This window comes from Formosa sediminum (genome assembly GCF_007197735.1).
Lineage (GTDB): Bacteria > Bacteroidota > Bacteroidia > Flavobacteriales > Flavobacteriaceae > Formosa > Formosa sediminum.
Window position 1 is genome coordinate 1,807,606 of sequence record NZ_CP041637.1, and the last position, 16,034, is coordinate 1,823,639.

A 16,034-nucleotide genomic window follows, 5' to 3' on the forward strand; every position below is an offset into this window, starting at 1 on the left:
ATCTTGAGTAAAACATGAAAAGAATTCATTTTGATGAGATGAAAAAAGAATTTCGTATTGGAATTTTAATGCTCTCATTAGTATTAATAATTTTGGGTGTGTTTGAGATTTTTGAGTTTGAAGATTCAAAATTGAATAAGCGTCTTGTTATTCTCGGGTATATGCTTCAAATTTTATATTACAGTAAAATGTTTTGGTATAAAAATTATGTACAATGGAATACAAAAGGGGCACATATTAAAGTCAACTCATTTATCGGAAAATCATTGCGATTTAATCAAATAAAGACCACAGAAATTAATGATGAAAATTTGATTGTAACAAAAAAGAATGATAAAAGAATCATTATTAATCTAAATGGTATAGAAAAATTAGATACTCAAAAATTGTATAAATTAATACTCAATCATTCTATGGTTTCATTTTAAAGTATTATTCGATTGAGTGTATTTTGTCGAAACACTTTAGATTAAGTAGTGTTTTTTTATCTAAATTACAGATAACACATGGCTGGAGAAATAAACTTACGTAAATTAATAAGGCAAATGACTCCCATATTAAATCATGGCTATTACGTATTTGTTACAGTAAAAGATGTTAGTGTAATTTCTAGGGAAGATACTATTTGTGAATTCAAGGAAAAAGAAGGAACCACTATTGTTATTGATAAAAACAAAGCAGATTCATTAGGTTTTAAATATGATTTTATCGCAGCTTGGATCACATTAAAAATACATTCTTCCTTAGAAGCTGTTGGATTAACAGCGGTGTTTTCTACCGAATTAGCCAAGCATGATATAAGTTGTAACGTTATTGCAGGGTATTATCACGATCATATTTTTGTAGCTAAAGAAGATTCTAGTAAAGCCTTTAAAGTATTAACAAGTCTGTCTTTAAATTATTAGAGTATCAAATTTAATTCAAAGCAATACAATTAAGTTTGCTTTATTTTTAATCGGTTTTAGCTTGGACTACATTTTGAAATGTAGGAGCCTGTTCTGTAATACTTGCAGCCCCTTTTTTGTTAATTTTAAACGTAATATCTTTAGTTGTAGTAAATAAAATCACTGAGAAAAAAGAGGTTTTAAGATATGGTTTTAAAAATTCAAAGGCTTCATCTAAATTCATTTCCTTTTCCTCGTCTTCTGTTTCTTTAGATTGGTAACGTAATTTTACTAAAACTTTAATATCTATTTCTGAAGACAAAGGTCTAACAAAAATATTTTTCAAATTAGGTTTACCAATGGTTTTTGCCATCGTTAATTTAGCAAACGTGCCGTTTAGGCAACTTGCTTTTACCTGGTCCCAAAACAATACAAAATCTTCTTGATATGGCATAAATTATAGATTAGTGAGCATATTATATTTGTGTTGCAAATTTAGCATTATTCTAAAGTTTTCTGTAAGGAATAGTACATAAATGCTAGATATAAAATACGCGCGTACAAATCTAGCTTAGCATAAAAGTTGGGCCGTTATTTGTTGGTGTAAATCAGAAAAAATTACAAGACTTTTATTTTAAATTTTATGCTAAAGAAACCATTTTTAATGCCCATTATGTGTAATTAGAGTTTCATTACAAATAGATTTGTCAATTTACACATGTTAACACTATAAAGATATTGTTTAATACAGACGAGCTCTGTGTTTTTTATACTATAAATTTATTTTGTGCTGTGTATAAACAGGTTAAAGCAATATTAAATTATTACGTTATATTTTTTGTTGACCAAAATGATGTAAAAATATCTATTTCTTAATAATACTGCTTTAAAGTTGCCTTAAATAGATAAAAAAATTACAAATTAATAAAATTTAAGGCTTTTTAGTTTCAAAAAAATATTATAATTTTAGATTTTATTTATTTTTAGAATTTATTAAAATTACGAATTTAAACTAATAGCCAAATTCATGAAAAAAACAACCTTAAAAGATATTGCAAAAGCATTAAATGTATCCGTTTCCACAGTATCTAAAGCACTTCATGATATTCCTGAAATTAGTGAAGAAACCCGTGTTTTAATTCAAAATTATGCGAAAGAAAAGAATTATAGACCTAATTATAATGCATTAAGTTTAAAAAATAAACGATCTAAAAGTATAGGTGTAATTATACCTAATATGCTCAATTATTTTTATATGCAGGTCTTACAAGGTATAGAAAAAGAAGCAGCAAGTCATGGGTATAGAATTATGACGACCATTTCTAATGAATCTTACCAAAAAGAAGTTGAAATTATCGATATGTTATCTACTGGAAGTATTGATGGATTTTTACTTGCAATTTCTAAAGAAACCGAAGAAAATGGCGCTTTTAGCCACTTTACTGATAGTGTTAAATTTGGGTTTCCTATAGTTATGTTTGATCGCGTATCTGAACATGTAGACTGTGATAAAATTATAACAGACGATTTAAATGCGTGTGCAGATGCGGTGAGTTATTTAGTAAAACAAGGCTGCAAACGTATCGCTTTTGTATCTCCTTTAAAAAGTTTAAGCATAGGGCGTTTGCGTTTTGAAGGCTATAAGAAAGGGTTAGAGCAAAACAACCTTCCGCTAGATTCTAACTTGGTTATTAACACAAATGAAGCTGATTACAAGCAATACGATAAGATGATTAAACCGTTATTTGATCATGAAATTGACGGATTAATTTCTACAAATGAATCGTCTGCACTTTCTGCGATGAAATTAGCAAAAGAAAACGGTTATAAAATACCAGAAAATTTGGCAGTTATTTCTTTTGCTAATGGTATTCTAGCCAGAAACTCTCATCCAAGATTGACTTGTGTAAGTCAGCATGGTGAAATCATGGGCGCGGTAGCAGCTAAGAAACTAATCGATAAATTAGAGAAGCGAGACGATGCAAAATCTTACACAACTGAATTTATCGAAACAGATATCGTAGTGCGTGATTCTACACGTTAGTTAATAGCGAATTGTTTGTCTTTTTTACGCATCATTCTCCATTTTAAGTAATATAAAATGCTAATGCATACGATCATTATCACAATGGTTGTGTACCAAGTAAATTCATAACCGTATTTGTCTATTAAATGCATGCCCGAATTATGTGCAATAATGTGAGCAATAGAGAACGATATGCTATACAAGGCCATATATTCTCCTTGATTTCCTTTTTTTGCTCTTTCTAGAGCAAAAGCATTAGAGAATGGAAATGCAATCATTTCTCCAACCGTCATACATAACATTCCTATAACCAATACGCCAGCCCAACTACTTAGGTTTAGAAAGATAAAACTTAATGCGGTAAGTAGGGCTCCGAAAATAACGATTCCTGTTTTAGAATATAACGATTTTTCTAAGGTTTTAACTAATGGCATTTCTAATACAAAAATTAAAAATCCATTCATACCCATTAATAAACCAATTTCAAATTCAGATAAGTAAAACACTTCTTTGTAAAATAAAGGGACCGTAGAAAAGTATTGTAAAAAGGCCACACCAAACAGTAACATTGCAAATAAAAAGATAATGTAATTTATATCTTTGTAAGCAGATTGCGGGTTTTTAATTACAATCTCGTCTGCAATTTTTACTTTTTTAGGATGTAATACATTTAGAAGTAAAATTCCTGCTAAAATACATGTTATCCCATCAACCCAAAATAATCCGCCGTAACTTAATGTCACTATAATTAATCCGCCAATAGCAGGTCCTGCAGAAAAACCAAGGTTAATTGCTAAACGTATTAAAGTTACAGAACGTACTTTATTTTCTTGTTTACTATATGCACTTAAAGCTACAAACATTGCAGGTCTAAACATATCGGCCACTATCATTAATATAAAAACACCTAAGCAAATTGTTACAAATGTGGATAGAAATTGTAAGGCTACAAATAAAAATCCAGATGTCACTAAGCTAAAAACCATCACTTTGTAAAAACCTAATTTGTCGGTTAGTTTACCGCCTAACCATGACCCAACAACAGAACCTCCACCAAAAGCACTCATAATCCACCCAACTTCAATTAGACTAAAATGTAGGTTCTTGGTAAGATACAATGATAAAAAAGGAATAACCATAGTGCCAGCCCTATTTATTAAAGTGATAAAAGCTAACCACCATACTTCGGTAGATAAGCCTTTAAAGGTGTTTATGTAATTTTTAAATAGTGTTTTCATTGGGTTTATTTTTGTTAGTGCAAAAAAAAAACGTCCAACTTAAAAGATTATGTTGGACGTTTTTATATAGTATTTTGAAAGTCTTATATATTACAAGTCCTGTATCTTAAGTAAGATAGGCGAGTACATTTGTAAGAGACTTTTAGGTTTAACACGATCGGAATATATTTTCTTATTCAAATCTAGATAAAAAAATGATAAGTTGTATTTTTGAAATTCAAATTTATGGTAATGAAATCACTTTTATATTTAGCGTTATTATTTTGTATGTGTTCTTGTTTTCAGAAAAAAGAACCTTTAGTGGGAGATACGCCTTTTCAAATCGCGTTAAATTCTACATTTAAAGATGCAAGTAAATCGCCCTTAAAAAAGAAAGATAGAAAAGTGTTTAAAGGGTTAGATTTTTTTGAAGTTGATTCTGCTTACATTGTACAAGCAACACTAAAACATACACCAGATAGTACATTTTTTGAGATGCCAACAACTACAGACCGCATGTCTAAAGAACGTGTTTTTGGAATTGTAAAATTTAAAATTAAAGGAGAAGACTTTGAACTTCAAATATACGAAAGTGAAGATTTGTTAGCAGAAGAAGGTTATGAAGATTATTTGTTTTTACCATTTTTAGATTTAACAAATGGCGACTCTACATATGGTGGAGGACGTTATATAGAGGTGCCTGTTAATAACAAAAAGACAGACAGTATTATTACAATAGATTTTAATACCGCGTTTAATCCATATTGTGCCTATAACGAGAAGTATTCTTGCCCGATTGTACCCCGAACAAATTTTTTAAATACAGAAATTAAAGCAGGAGTAAAGGCTTTTACAAAACACTAAAATTGTTTAATTAGGTAAACGCCTAGAAACACAGCAAGAAATCCGACTACAAATGTGGTAAAAGTATATAAGGTAAAGTTTAAAAAGTCTCCAGTTTTTAGAAACACTTGATTTTCGTAAGCAAAGGTAGAAAACGTTGTTAAACCACCACAAAATCCTGTGGCGAGTAATAAGGTGTAATTATGAGACATGAGATGGTTTTTATTTGCCAACCCTAATAGTATTCCAATAAGTAAACTGCCCAAAATATTTACTAAGAAAGTGCCATAAGGAATACCTGTATGTGCATCGTTTATATATTTACTTATGGTATAGCGTAACACACTACCAAAACCTCCACCAATAAAAACTAAAACGACTTGTTTCATTTTTGAGTGTTGGTTTTAGGGATTGTTTGAAGGTAATTTTAAGTTGGCATAACCTTGCTCAGTTGAATCTTGATCTGCTAAAGCGATGTAAATCTCAGTGACCCAATTTGCAGGGTTAACTTTATATTTGGGGTTAGTTATAAAACTTTCAAGCATTATATTACTTTTTGCTCGAGTTAAATCATTAGCACTTATATGTTTAAAAGCAGCATCCCAAGCTTTATCTAAATAATTATAATCTCCTTTTAATGTTGTTTTAAGAGTTTTAAAAGCTGGGAGTAAACCGGTTAAAATTTTATCGTTGGTACTTATTACTTGAGTTGTTGTAGGAATACAACAAGAAAAAGATACGGTATTGTTTTCAGGGTTCCAATCGTGATATAATACATAAGGAAAACCAGCCATTGGTATTTGATTTTCTTTAATATAATCTGTAATATCAGACATCATCTGTTGTACTTTACTTTTGTAATTGTCTATAGAAGTTGTGGTTGTGTTATATAAATAATAACCGCCACTATGGTTGGTAACGCCATTAATGGTTATGCTATACACTTTCATACTTTTAACTATAGCAGAGTCTAGTGCAACTAAACTTGTTTCAAACTTAGGAGCAAGATCTGTTTCTGGTGTGCCAAAAATGGCATAATATGCTTTTTTCTTAAAGGTTATATTTTTACTGCTCATACTAAGTGTTACCCGAGAAGTTTTAGGAGACACAGAGTCTATTTTCCATTCTAATTCTGATTTAGGGTAATCGTGAAAAACTAAATCTTGTTGAATATGTGAAGGTTTAGATGATTGTTTAGTAGAGATTCTACCAATAGAATTGTCTTGTAGCCAAGTGTATTCTTTGCTATTGGAATTGGTGTCTGTTGTACTTGTTTTTTTCCAAGGGACCCAATTTGTCCAGTGTCTTAAATCGTTAATATAAGTATATGCAACTTCTTGTGGAGCAGCAATAATTTTTGTTTTAGAAAAGCTTATTTCGTTAGGTTGAACAGCAATATAAATTGAAGAACCAATGAAGGCTATAAGAAGTAAAAATAGAATATATTTTGTGAATTTCATTGATGAAAAATTGTAATAATATCAAAGGTAAACAATTTTATATCAATTTTTTAATAAGGGTATTTCTTCTTTTTATTAGTGCTGTTTTTAGTCATTTTATCTATAAATAGGTACTTTTAAACCGATATATAGATCTGCAGATTTAGACGAATTAGACACTAAGTTTGAAATAATAGATCCAGACCCTAATGTTAATGGTCCTGCTCTAAATCCTAATCCAACTCCAAAATCTTCATATTCTCTTAATCCCAAAGGCATATACATACTAAACCATTTGCTTTCAAACCGCGGTGTAACTATAAAAGTATTTAGGCTGTTTGAGGTTTCAGCATCGTCTACTTTTACTAAAGAAAAATCGGCCTGAGCACTTAGGTAAAAGCGTTTGGTAATGTTGTAATCTGCCAAGATATGGAGTGCAGTTGGAAGCTGTATTTTAACTGTTTTTATTTCTGAAGTGTATTCGTATAAATCATCAAAATCCTCTACATCATATTGGTCAGGCTGTATCGTTGCATTTAAATCATAATTAGAAACTTCTGTATTATCGTAACTAATAGAACCGAGGTCTGTTACAGAGATTCCTAATTTTAAAGTGTAATTAGTATTTATACCGGGTAGGGTTTGAGTTTTAGTCCAAGTATAAACAAAACCTAAATCTGCTCCAATACTAGAACCTAAATTGTTGTATGAGATATCGTCACTATCAAAATCTCCTGTAACACTATAAATTAAATTTCCGCTGGTTTCTAAAGTATTTTCAGAAGCATTATAATAGCCTTGCATGCCATTAGTACTAGTAATTGCGGCACCAAAACCTTGTAAGTATTTTAAGGTAATTCCTCCTTTTAATAGTTGATTATTTTGGTTGTATAAAACGCGTCCATAGGTAAATCCTATTTCTGCCCAAGCATGTATTGTTCCAGTAAATTCATCATTCTCGAAACTAAAATCTTCAGAGTCGTCAAACTCGTTTTCATAATTTTCAAAAAGGGTACCATTAATTTTATTTATATTTCCAAATCCTCTCATACGAGATATAAGCGCAATACTATGCCTGCTGTTAATATTTAGTGATACCGATGGTCCCACGATATCTAAATTGGTATAAAAGTTATTATTGTCTTTAGGAAATGTTTTGGTCTCATCTTCAATATTAAATGGGGAATCGCTATCAAACAAATTTTTTAATTTAATACCGTAATAGTCACTAGCAAAAAAGCTGCTTGCCGAAAAGATATTAATATCCAGCTTCATATTAGAGTTTACCACAGTAGCAGGATTATAAGTTACGCTCTGTACTCCTGCATAATTATCTACCGTATGTCCAATATAGTTTTGAGCCTGCAATTGGTAAAAAAAACAAACTATAAGGGTGAAAATTAATGGAGTGGGTTGAAGTTTCATTTCCGTAAGGGTTTGATTTGCTACGGAAAAATAATATTTAATAGCTTAATAAAATAATTTTATTAAGCTTAGGGATATATTTTTATAATTTCACATTACAAATGTAAAGTGATTTATACGTATATTAAACCGTATTTTAACCTTTAAATATAAGTTTTATACTAATTATAAAAAGTAGAAAAGCAATAAAGCCTATAAGAACCCAAATACTACCATTGTAATATTTTTTATGCAATGCAAAATCTTTTTTATAAGTGTAAAAAATAGAAATTATAAAGACGATAAAAAATAAAGCTCCAAAGATGAGTTGACCATTTGTAAACATGGGGTAGGCTGCGAATTAATTAAAAATAAAATCTAGAATTAAAAACTGATAAGATGCATAAAAAAATCATGATTTAATTGCAAAATTATCAAGTCTGTAAATGTAATCAAAATTATAATATTTTAATAATATGAAGAGTAAAATAGAAGCTGTAAAGGCATTTCATACCGCATTTAAATTGGGGTATAGTGAATCTCCTCAAGCAGATTTAGGGCCAGAAAAAACCATGTTGCGTTATCACTTAATGAAAGAAGAAAATGATGAGTATTTAGAAGCGGCTAAAAACAAAGATTTAGTAGAAATTGCAGATGCTTTAGGCGATATGCTTTATATCTTATGTGGTACAATTATAGAGCATGGATTACAACATAAAATTGAAGCTGTATTTAACGAAATACAACGCAGTAATATGAGTAAATTAGATGTTAATGGAGAGCCAATATATAGGGCAGATGGCAAGGTGCTAAAAGGGCCAAATTATTTTAATCCAGATCTTGCATCGGTTTTATATAAGTAAAAAAAGAGCGACTTTTAAAGTCGCTCTTTTAATTTTATATGCTTACTCTCCAACCATAAGGGTCTTCAGATTTGTTGTATTGTATATTAAGGAGTTTCTCTTTAAATATAGCAGAAAACCTTTCTTCCTGATGAGGTATTTCAAACACTTCGCCTTTGTAAGAGAATGCAGAAATAGGACTTACAATAGCAGCCGTTCCAGAACCAAAAATTTCTTTTAAGGATCCGTCTTTACTTGCCTCAATAAGTTCGCTTACTTTTACGGGTCTTACTTCAACAGAGATTCCTGAATCTTCAGCAATTTTAAGAATACTTTTACGTGTAATTCCGTCTAAAATTCGTTCACTTGTAGGCGCGGTAATTAAGGTATCGTTTATTCTAAAAAACACATTCATGGTACCTGCTTCTTCAAGATATTGATGCGTATCTGCATCGGTCCAAATAATTTGTTGGAAACCTTCTTTATTAGCTAAATTAGTTGGATAAAACTGTGCAGCATAATTTCCTGCCGCCTTAGCATAACCAACCCCACCATTGGCAGATCTACTAAATTCTTCTGCAATTAATACACGTACATCTCCAGAATAATAAGATTGTGCAGGAGAACATATAATTAAAAATTTATATTCTACAGCAGGAGATGCTGCAATTGCAGGTTCAGTTGCAATTACAAAAGGTCTTATATATAAGGAGTTTCCTAGACCTTGCTTAACCCAAGCTTCATCTAGTTGAACAAGTGCTTTTAACCCTTCCATAAAAACATCTTGAGGGAAAGCAGGAATAGCCAAGCGCTCAGCAGATTTGTTAATACGTAGCAGATTATCTTCAGGTCTAAATAACCAGACTTTATTTTCATCGTCTTTAAATGCTTTCATGCCTTCAAAAACAGCTTGGCCGTAATGAAAAACACGAGCAGAAGGATCTAAGGTTATGGGTGCATAAGGCGTAATTTCTGGTTGTTGCCATTCGCCGTTCTTAAAATCACATACAAACATGTGATCTGTGAAAACTTTACCAAAAGACAAATTCTCAAAATCCACGTCATGTATCTTGCTTGTTTGTGCTTTTGTAATTTCAATCGTATTTGTCAAAATATTACAATTTACTTAATTAAACAGTATTTAAATATAGCCTAAAAGTAGTATAAAATTTTTAAAAAACGCTTATATTTACGTTTGGAATTAACTGATTATAAAAAATAGTAAATCCTTCATTTTCAATTTTAAGATTCTTATTAATCTTCTACTAAAAGTATTGTTTTGGAACGTAAATTTATTACTACTGCCGATGGTTCTTCTACCATTTATTTACCAGATTTAGATGAGACTTATCATTCCAGACACGGCGCAGTACAAGAGGCGTTACATGTGTTTATTACATCGGGTTTGCAATATAGTTTACAGCAACATCCTGATTGTGAAGAACGTGCTATTTTAGAAATTGGTTTTGGTACCGGCTTGAATGCGTTTTTAACGTGTTTGGAGGCAGAAAGCTTACTTTGTAAAATTAATTATTTTGGTGTAGAAGCTTACCCCATAACGACTTCAGATTTAAATCAAATTAATTATGCACAGACTATAAAAGATGGTCGTTTTGTATCTATCTTTAATGCACTTCACACCTGTAGTTGGGACGTTAAACAAGCTATAACGTCTTCCTTTTTTTTAACCAAACAGCAAAAATCCTTTAAAGATATTGAAGATGTAGGGAAATATGATATTATATATTTTGACGCTTTTGGCCCGAGAAAACAACCTGAATTGTGGGGAGAGTCTATTTTTAGTATCATGTATAACGCATTAAAATCAGGAGGTGTTTTAGTTACATATTGTGCGCAAGGTAATGCAAGACGAGCTATGCAAGCCGTAGGTTTTAATGTAGCGCGTATTCCTGGCCCGCCTGGAAAAAGAGAAATGTTAAGAGCAATTAAAATATAAGAGTATGACAACCTATGTTGAAGATTTATTGTTTAAAAATCAAGACTATTCTAAAAATACGTTAGCAATCGGTGATTATGATGGATGTACGTTTACGCAATGTAATTTCTCTAATTGCGATCTTTTTAGATATGTTTTTACAGATTGTGAATTTGTAGAATGTAATTTAAGTAATGTCTCTGTTAGAAAAGCATCCTTTAATGATGTTTCCTTTAAGGCATGTAAAATGATAGGCTTAAATTTTTCTCAACTTAGTGCTTTTTTAATGCGTATGAATTTTAAAAAATGTAACCTCCAAATGTCACGATTTGATACTTTAAAATTAAAACAAACCTCATTTATAGATTGTGAATTGCAACAAGCGAGTTTTGTAGATTGTGATTTAAAGTATTCCGATTTTGAAGATAGTAATTTAGAAGGTGCTGTGTTTACGAATTCGAATTTAGAAGGTGCTAATTTTTTTAATGCTTATAATTTTAATATCGATCCCGTACGTAATAAAATGAAAGGTGCTAAGTTTTCTAGTGATAATCTAGAAGGGTTATTGCGTAATTTTCAGCTGAAAATCAGTTAAATATGTAGAGGTTAATTTTGGGTTTTAGTGTTAAACCTTACTTAATGTAACTTGTAGGAATATATGTATTTGTATTTTTGTATAAAATAATAAGAGATGGGTGTTTTAATTACTGGAGCTACTGGACTTTTGGGTACTAAAATCGTGGAACTTTGTCTCCAGAAGGATGTTAGTGTTAAATATTTAACCACTCGAAAAGAAAAAATTGTTACTAAAAAAAACTACCAAGGCTATTATTGGAATCCTAAAACTAAGGAAATAGATACAGCGTGTTTTGAAGATGTAAATGTTATTATTCATCTTGCAGGTTCAACGGTGTCTAAACGGTGGACAGCTTCAAACAAAAAAAATATAATAGATAGTCGTGTGTTATCGGCTCGTTTATTACACCACGGTTTAAAATCATTGCCAACTCATAATGTGGCACAAATTATTTCTGCTAGTGGTATAAGTATTTATCCAGATTCTTTAACAAAATACTATAATGAAAAAGATACTCAAGTAGATCCCTCTTTTTTAGGGGATGTCGTGAAAGCTTGGGAAGCTGAAGTCGATACTTTTTTTGGTCTTAATGTTAAAGTTGCTAAAGTCCGAATAGGATTAGTACTTTCAACAGAAGGTGGTGTTTTACCTGAATTTAAGAAACCTATAGATCTTGGTTTAGGTGCTGTGTTTGGATCTGGAGAACAGTGGCAATCTTGGATTCATATAGACGATGTTGCTCGTGTGTTTGTGTTTCTATTAAAATATTGTGGAGAAGGTATTTATAATGCGGTGGCTCCAAATCCAGTGACACAAACAGAGTTAATGAAATCTATAGCTAAAACTTTAGATAAGCCTATGTTTTTGCCTGGTATTCCTAAGTTTGCCGTAAAATTGGTCTTGGGCGAAATGCATGAATTAATGTATGCTAGCCAACGGGTTAGTAGTAAAAAATTAGAAGCTCAAGGTTTTGAATTTAATTACCCCAATTTGCAGCCAGCTTTATCAGCATTATTAATGTAAAAAGGCTACCTTTTACAGATAGCCTTTAAAAAAATAATGCGTTGTAATTTTTAGATGCTTATTTTGTAGCTTTTACCTTTACAGTTAAAATTATATCATCATTAATAAATTTATCGCCAAGGTTATCAAATACAGATTTAGAACCAAAGTTTACACCCCATTCTGTTCTGTTAATAGCAAATGTCTCACTAACCAAGCTTAGCGTATCATCTTGGGTAGTTACAGTTACTGGGAATGATACATTTTTCTTTATCCCTTTTAAGGTTAAATTTCCAGAAAGTATAGTTTTGCTAGCTTCATTTGTAGTTATACCTGTAATTTCAAAAGCAGCAGTAGGAAATTCATTGATGTTAAAAAAGTCACCTTCTTTTCCTTCAACCGTCCCTTTTAGGTGAGCTTCTAAATTTTCTTTTTTATCGCCTTCAACATCTAAAGCAGTAATAGTACTCATATCTATAGTAAACATTCCGCTTTCAATTGTATTTCCTTCAGCAGTAAGTTCCCCAGAGGCAATACTAATCGTTCCAAAATGTTCCCCAGTTGGTTTAGCACCTTTCCACTCAATAGTAGAATTTTCGGTGTCTACTTTATACATGTCTGCAGTAGGTACAGTTTCTGCAACAGGTTCTGCAGCTGTCGCTTCAGCTTCTTTAGATTTGTCTTTACAAGATGTAACGGCGCTACCTATAGATAACGCAACGAATAATGTTAAAATTCTATTTTTCATGTTATTTGTTCTTTTATGTTTGAATTCAAAAATAATTAAAATTATAGGCATAAAGACTAAAACCTGACTTTTATTTGTGACATTTTGACAATTTTTTAAAGATGGCAGTACTTTTGCCTTTTATGGTTAGTGTTTATTATAAATTAGAAGACATGAGTAAAGAAGAGCTTAAAAAAGACGTTGAAGTCGAAAATATAGAAGAACAAGTAGAACAGCAAGTAGAAGAACAATCTGAAGAGCAAGCTGCTGAAAGTCAAGAGGTATCTGTAGAGGAGGAATTGCAAACTAAATTAAAAGAAGAAAAAGATAAGTTTTTAAGATTATTTGCTGAGTTTGAAAATTATAAAAAAAGAACTTCAAAAGAACGTATCGAATTATTTAAAACTGCCAACCAAGATGTCATGGTTGCAATGTTGCCAATTTTAGATGATTTTGATCGTGCTTATAGTGAAATCTCTAAAACTAAAGAAAAAAATCTTTTAAAAGGTGTAGAGTTAATTAGTAATAAACTTAAAAATGTATTACAATCTAAAGGTTTAGAATTGGTTGAGGTTGCTGCTGGCGATACATTTAATGCAGACCATCATGAAGCCATTACTCAAATCCCTTCTCCAACACCAGATATGAAAGGAAAAATTATAGACGTTATAGAAAAAGGATACAAACTAGGAGAAAAAGTAATCCGGTTTCCTAAAGTTGTAATCGGACAATAACTTTAAGTAGTATCATATAATAGTGTAAAAATATTAACGGTCGAAAGTGACACACCCATGAAGAGAGATTATTACGAAATTTTAGGAGTTGATAAAAATGCCACTGCTGCTGAAATAAAAAAAGCATACAGAAAAAAGGCAATTGAATTCCACCCAGATAAAAATCCAGATAACAAAGAAGCTGAAACTAAATTTAAAGAAGCTGCAGAAGCTTACGAAATTTTAAGCGACCAAGATAAAAAAGCACGTTATGACCAATTTGGTCATCAAGCCTTTGAAGGCGGTGGTGGTTACGGTGGCGGACATATGAATATGGACGACATTTTTAGCCAGTTTGGTGATATCTTTGGTGGTGGCGGTTTTGGCGGCGGATTTTCAGGATTTGGCGGTGGCGGTGGCCAGCGCAGAGTGAAAGGAAGTAACCTTAGAATTCGTGTAAAATTAACCCTAGAAGAGATTGCTAACGGTGTAGAGAAAAAGGTAAAAGTTAGACGTAAAGTTCAGGCTCAAGGTACAACCTATAAAACATGTACTACATGTCAAGGAACTGGGCAAGTAACACGTATAGCTAACACTATTTTAGGACGAATGCAAACAGCATCACCATGTACTTCTTGTGGCGGATCTGGACAAATTATTGATAAAAAACCTAACGATGCAGATGCTCAAGGTTTAGTAATTAAAGAAGAAACGGTATCTATTAAAATTCCTGCTGGAGTTGTAGATGGTATGCAACTTAAAGTTACAGGAAAAGGTAATGAAGCTCCTGGAGCTACAGGTATATCTGGAGATTTATTAGTTGCTATTGAAGAAGAAACACATAGCAGTTTACAACGTGAAGGCGATAATCTTCATTTTGATTTATATGTAAGTGTCCCAGATGCTGTATTAGGTACCTCTAAAGAAATTGAAACTGTAACCGGTAAGGTACGTATTAAAATAGAAGCTGGTACACAATCAGGTAAAATATTACGTTTACGTGGTAAAGGAATTCCTAATATAAACGGATATGCTAAAGGTGATTTACTCGTACATGTAAATGTATGGACGCCTAAAACGTTAAATAAGCAACAAAAAGAGTTTTTTGAATCTATGAGAGAAGACGATCATTTTTCGCCAAAACCAGAAAGTTCAGACAAGTCATTTTTTGAGAAAGTTAAAGATATGTTTTCTTAAAAGACAATCTATAAATTTATTTGTAAACATCCACTTTATTAAAGTGGATGTTTTTATTTTAGGATTATCGTAAAATTTATCTAAAAAAAATACGTAATTATCAATATAAAGTTTTATATTTGAGACATTACTAATTGAACTTAGTAAGTTTTTCTTTTTCATAGCAATTTTTTCCCATCCTTGATGTTTTAAGGGTGGGTTTTGTGATTTTAGGAATTACTTGTTTTTAGTATAGTATTATGGAGCATCTTGTCTTACATTTAATATATTTACAGCCTGAAATAACTAAAATCAAGAATGCAAAATATATTAGAAGCGCATACTATTTCTAAAAAATTTGGAAATTTTACAGCGCTTAATCAAGTTTCTATAGAAGTTCCAAAAGGTAGTATTTTTGGTTTGTTAGGGCCAAATGGCGCAGGAAAAACCACATTAATCCGTATTATTAACCAAATTACTATGCCGGATTCGGGGCATGTAATTTTAGATGGAGAGCCTCTAAAAAACCATCATATAAAAGATATTGGGTACTTGCCAGAAGAGCGTGGTTTGTATAAATCTATGAAGGTAGGCGAGCAAGCTTTATATTTAGCACAGTTAAAAGGGTTAAGTAAAACAGAGGCTAAAAAAAGACTTCATTATTGGTTTGATCGTTTAGAGATTGGTCATTGGTGGAATAAGAAAATACAAGAACTTTCAAAGGGAATGGCACAAAAAATTCAGTTTGTTGTAACGGTATTACACGAACCAAAACTGCTTATTTTTGACGAACCCTTTTCAGGTTTCGACCCAATTAATGCCAATTTAATTAAAGACGAAATTTTACGTTTAAGAGATAATGGCGCTACTGTAATTTTTTCTACACACCGTATGGAATCTGTAGAGGAATTATGCGATCACATTGCTCTAATTAATAAATCTAATAAAATATTAGATGGTAAACTTACAGACGTTAAACGTAAGTTTAAAACACATGCTTACGAAGTTGGTGTAAAAACAGATCATATTTCGGCTTTACGAGCAGAAATTGCTCAGAAGTTTGAAGTATCTCCAGCACACTTTAAAACTATAGACGAACAATTAAAACTAAATGTGAAATTAGGAGTTAACGAAAAGGCAAACGATCTTTTACATTATTTAACAACTAAGGGGGAAGTTTCTCACTTTGTAGAACTCTTACCAAGTACTAACGATATCTTTATTAAAGCCATTCAGAACAATAGTTAA

Annotated in this window: 18 protein-coding genes; 11 read left to right on the plus strand and 7 right to left on the minus strand. The window is 31.4% G+C overall.

Annotated elements, in window-relative coordinates; genetic code table 11:
- Positions 1-14 precede the first annotated feature (14 nt).
- Together FNB79_RS07935 and FNB79_RS07940 are read left to right on the plus strand one after the other, a co-directional pair.
- The gene (locus FNB79_RS07935; RefSeq protein WP_143380805.1) at positions 15-428 is read left to right on the plus strand and encodes a hypothetical protein; all 414 of its coding nucleotides are present in this window, start codon (positions 15-17) and stop codon (positions 426-428) included.
- 78 nt (positions 429-506) lie between these two features.
- Positions 507-905, plus strand: coding sequence for an ACT domain-containing protein (locus FNB79_RS07940; protein ID WP_143380806.1), 399 nt, complete (start codon positions 507-509; stop codon positions 903-905).
- Between the two features lie 46 nt (positions 906-951).
- Here FNB79_RS07940 and FNB79_RS07945 read toward each other — a convergent pair whose 3' ends face one another.
- Positions 952-1,338, minus strand: coding sequence for a hypothetical protein (locus FNB79_RS07945; protein WP_143380807.1), 387 nt, complete (start codon positions 1,336-1,338; stop codon positions 952-954).
- A gap of 573 nt (positions 1,339-1,911) precedes the next feature.
- On the opposite strand from FNB79_RS07945, the gene FNB79_RS07950 reads away from it, so the two are divergent.
- Positions 1,912-2,928, plus strand: a complete 1,017-nt coding sequence (locus FNB79_RS07950) for a LacI family DNA-binding transcriptional regulator (RefSeq protein WP_143380808.1) — start codon at positions 1,912-1,914, stop codon at positions 2,926-2,928.
- Here the strand turns inward: FNB79_RS07950 and FNB79_RS07955 are convergent.
- Positions 2,925-4,148 (minus strand): MDR family MFS transporter, encoded by a 1,224-nt coding sequence (locus FNB79_RS07955; protein ID WP_143380809.1) that lies wholly within the window; start codon positions 4,146-4,148, stop codon positions 2,925-2,927. The two genes, FNB79_RS07950 and FNB79_RS07955, sit on opposite strands and share 4 nt — an antisense overlap.
- A gap of 231 nt (positions 4,149-4,379) precedes the next feature.
- On the opposite strand from FNB79_RS07955, the gene FNB79_RS07960 reads away from it, so the two are divergent.
- Entirely contained in the window at positions 4,380-4,991 is a 612-nt protein-coding gene (locus FNB79_RS07960) for a DUF1684 domain-containing protein (protein ID WP_143380810.1), read from the plus strand.
- Here FNB79_RS07960 and crcB read toward each other — a convergent pair.
- The 3 genes from crcB to FNB79_RS07975 form a co-directional block, all read right to left on the minus strand.
- Positions 4,988-5,359 carry a fluoride efflux transporter CrcB gene (crcB, locus tag FNB79_RS07965; protein WP_143380811.1) on the minus strand — a complete coding sequence of 124 codons (372 nt, stop codon included), beginning with the start codon at positions 5,357-5,359 and terminating at the stop codon, positions 4,988-4,990. The genes FNB79_RS07960 and crcB overlap by 4 nt on opposite strands.
- A 15-nt stretch (positions 5,360-5,374) precedes the next feature.
- On the minus strand, positions 5,375-6,430 hold the full coding sequence (locus FNB79_RS07970) for a GyrI-like domain-containing protein (protein WP_143380812.1): 1,056 nt from the start codon (positions 6,428-6,430) through the stop codon (positions 5,375-5,377).
- Positions 6,431-6,526: 96 nt separating this feature from the next.
- The gene (locus FNB79_RS07975) at positions 6,527-7,834 is read right to left on the minus strand and encodes a DUF5723 family protein (protein WP_143380813.1); all 1,308 of its coding nucleotides are present in this window, start codon (positions 7,832-7,834) and stop codon (positions 6,527-6,529) included.
- A 455-nt stretch (positions 7,835-8,289) separates the two neighbouring features.
- On the opposite strand from FNB79_RS07975, the gene FNB79_RS07985 reads away from it, so the two are divergent.
- Positions 8,290-8,676: a pyrophosphohydrolase domain-containing protein gene (locus FNB79_RS07985; RefSeq protein WP_143380815.1), complete on the plus strand. Its 387-nt coding sequence runs from the start codon at positions 8,290-8,292 to the stop codon at positions 8,674-8,676.
- Between the two features lie 34 nt (positions 8,677-8,710).
- Here the strand turns inward: FNB79_RS07985 and FNB79_RS07990 are convergent, their stop codons facing one another.
- Positions 8,711-9,766: a branched-chain amino acid aminotransferase gene (locus FNB79_RS07990; RefSeq protein WP_143380816.1), complete on the minus strand. Its 1,056-nt coding sequence runs from the start codon at positions 9,764-9,766 to the stop codon at positions 8,711-8,713.
- Between the two features lie 168 nt (positions 9,767-9,934).
- Between FNB79_RS07990 and mnmD the strand changes: the two genes are divergently transcribed.
- The 3 genes from mnmD (at position 9,935) to FNB79_RS08005 (ending at position 12,191) form a co-directional block, all read left to right on the plus strand.
- The gene (gene mnmD / locus FNB79_RS07995; RefSeq protein WP_143380817.1) at positions 9,935-10,612 is read left to right on the plus strand and encodes a tRNA (5-methylaminomethyl-2-thiouridine)(34)-methyltransferase MnmD; all 678 of its coding nucleotides are present in this window, start codon (positions 9,935-9,937) and stop codon (positions 10,610-10,612) included.
- A gap of 4 nt (positions 10,613-10,616) precedes the next feature.
- Positions 10,617-11,186, plus strand: a complete 570-nt coding sequence (locus tag FNB79_RS08000) for a pentapeptide repeat-containing protein (protein ID WP_143380818.1) — start codon at positions 10,617-10,619, stop codon at positions 11,184-11,186.
- 96 nt (positions 11,187-11,282) lie between these two features.
- Positions 11,283-12,191 (plus strand): TIGR01777 family oxidoreductase, encoded by a 909-nt coding sequence (locus tag FNB79_RS08005; RefSeq protein ID WP_143380819.1) that lies wholly within the window; start codon positions 11,283-11,285, stop codon positions 12,189-12,191.
- 58 nt (positions 12,192-12,249) lie between these two features.
- Here FNB79_RS08005 and FNB79_RS08010 read toward each other — a convergent pair whose 3' ends face one another.
- Positions 12,250-12,918: a YceI family protein gene (locus tag FNB79_RS08010; protein ID WP_143380820.1), complete on the minus strand. Its 669-nt coding sequence runs from the start codon at positions 12,916-12,918 to the stop codon at positions 12,250-12,252.
- 101 nt (positions 12,919-13,019) lie between these two features.
- Between FNB79_RS08010 and FNB79_RS08015 the strand changes: the two genes are divergently transcribed.
- The 3 genes from FNB79_RS08015 to FNB79_RS08025 all read left to right on the plus strand — a co-directional run bounded on the left by FNB79_RS08015 (position 13,020) and on the right by FNB79_RS08025 (position 16,034).
- Complete coding sequence (locus tag FNB79_RS08015) at positions 13,020-13,631, plus strand: nucleotide exchange factor GrpE (RefSeq protein ID WP_394345106.1); 612 nt, start codon at positions 13,020-13,022, stop codon at positions 13,629-13,631.
- A gap of 57 nt (positions 13,632-13,688) precedes the next feature.
- Positions 13,689-14,807, plus strand: a complete 1,119-nt coding sequence (dnaJ, locus tag FNB79_RS08020) for a molecular chaperone DnaJ (protein ID WP_143380821.1) — start codon at positions 13,689-13,691, stop codon at positions 14,805-14,807.
- 297 nt (positions 14,808-15,104) lie between these two features.
- On the plus strand, positions 15,105-16,034 hold the full coding sequence (locus FNB79_RS08025) for an ABC transporter ATP-binding protein (protein ID WP_143380822.1): 930 nt from the start codon (positions 15,105-15,107) through the stop codon (positions 16,032-16,034).

Bases quoted from the DNA above. Each gene is read 5' to 3' on its own strand.
- FNB79_RS07935 (WP_143380805.1), top strand. From the start codon at position 15: ATGAAAAGAATTCATTTTGATGAGATGAAAAAAGAATTTCGTATTGGA.
- crcB (WP_143380811.1), bottom strand. From the start codon at position 5,359: ATGAAACAAGTCGTTTTAGTTTTTATTGGTGGAGGTTTTGGTAGTGTG.
- dnaJ (WP_143380821.1), top strand. From the start codon at position 13,689: ATGAAGAGAGATTATTACGAAATTTTAGGAGTTGATAAAAATGCCACT.
- FNB79_RS08010 (WP_143380820.1), bottom strand. From the start codon at position 12,918: ATGAAAAATAGAATTTTAACATTATTCGTTGCGTTATCTATAGGTAGC.
- FNB79_RS07945 (WP_143380807.1), bottom strand. From the start codon at position 1,338: ATGCCATATCAAGAAGATTTTGTATTGTTTTGGGACCAGGTAAAAGCA.
- FNB79_RS08015 (WP_394345106.1), top strand. From the start codon at position 13,020: ATGGCAGTACTTTTGCCTTTTATGGTTAGTGTTTATTATAAATTAGAA.
- FNB79_RS07950 (WP_143380808.1), top strand. From the start codon at position 1,912: ATGAAAAAAACAACCTTAAAAGATATTGCAAAAGCATTAAATGTATCC.
- FNB79_RS07975 (WP_143380813.1), bottom strand. From the start codon at position 7,834: ATGAAACTTCAACCCACTCCATTAATTTTCACCCTTATAGTTTGTTTT.
- FNB79_RS08025 (WP_143380822.1), top strand. From the start codon at position 15,105: ATGCAAAATATATTAGAAGCGCATACTATTTCTAAAAAATTTGGAAAT.
- FNB79_RS07970 (WP_143380812.1), bottom strand. From the start codon at position 6,430: ATGAAATTCACAAAATATATTCTATTTTTACTTCTTATAGCCTTCATT.
- FNB79_RS07955 (WP_143380809.1), bottom strand. From the start codon at position 4,148: ATGAAAACACTATTTAAAAATTACATAAACACCTTTAAAGGCTTATCT.
- FNB79_RS07960 (WP_143380810.1), top strand. From the start codon at position 4,380: ATGAAATCACTTTTATATTTAGCGTTATTATTTTGTATGTGTTCTTGT.
- FNB79_RS08000 (WP_143380818.1), top strand. From the start codon at position 10,617: ATGACAACCTATGTTGAAGATTTATTGTTTAAAAATCAAGACTATTCT.
- FNB79_RS08005 (WP_143380819.1), top strand. From the start codon at position 11,283: ATGGGTGTTTTAATTACTGGAGCTACTGGACTTTTGGGTACTAAAATC.
- FNB79_RS07940 (WP_143380806.1), top strand. From the start codon at position 507: ATGGCTGGAGAAATAAACTTACGTAAATTAATAAGGCAAATGACTCCC.
- FNB79_RS07985 (WP_143380815.1), top strand. From the start codon at position 8,290: ATGAAGAGTAAAATAGAAGCTGTAAAGGCATTTCATACCGCATTTAAA.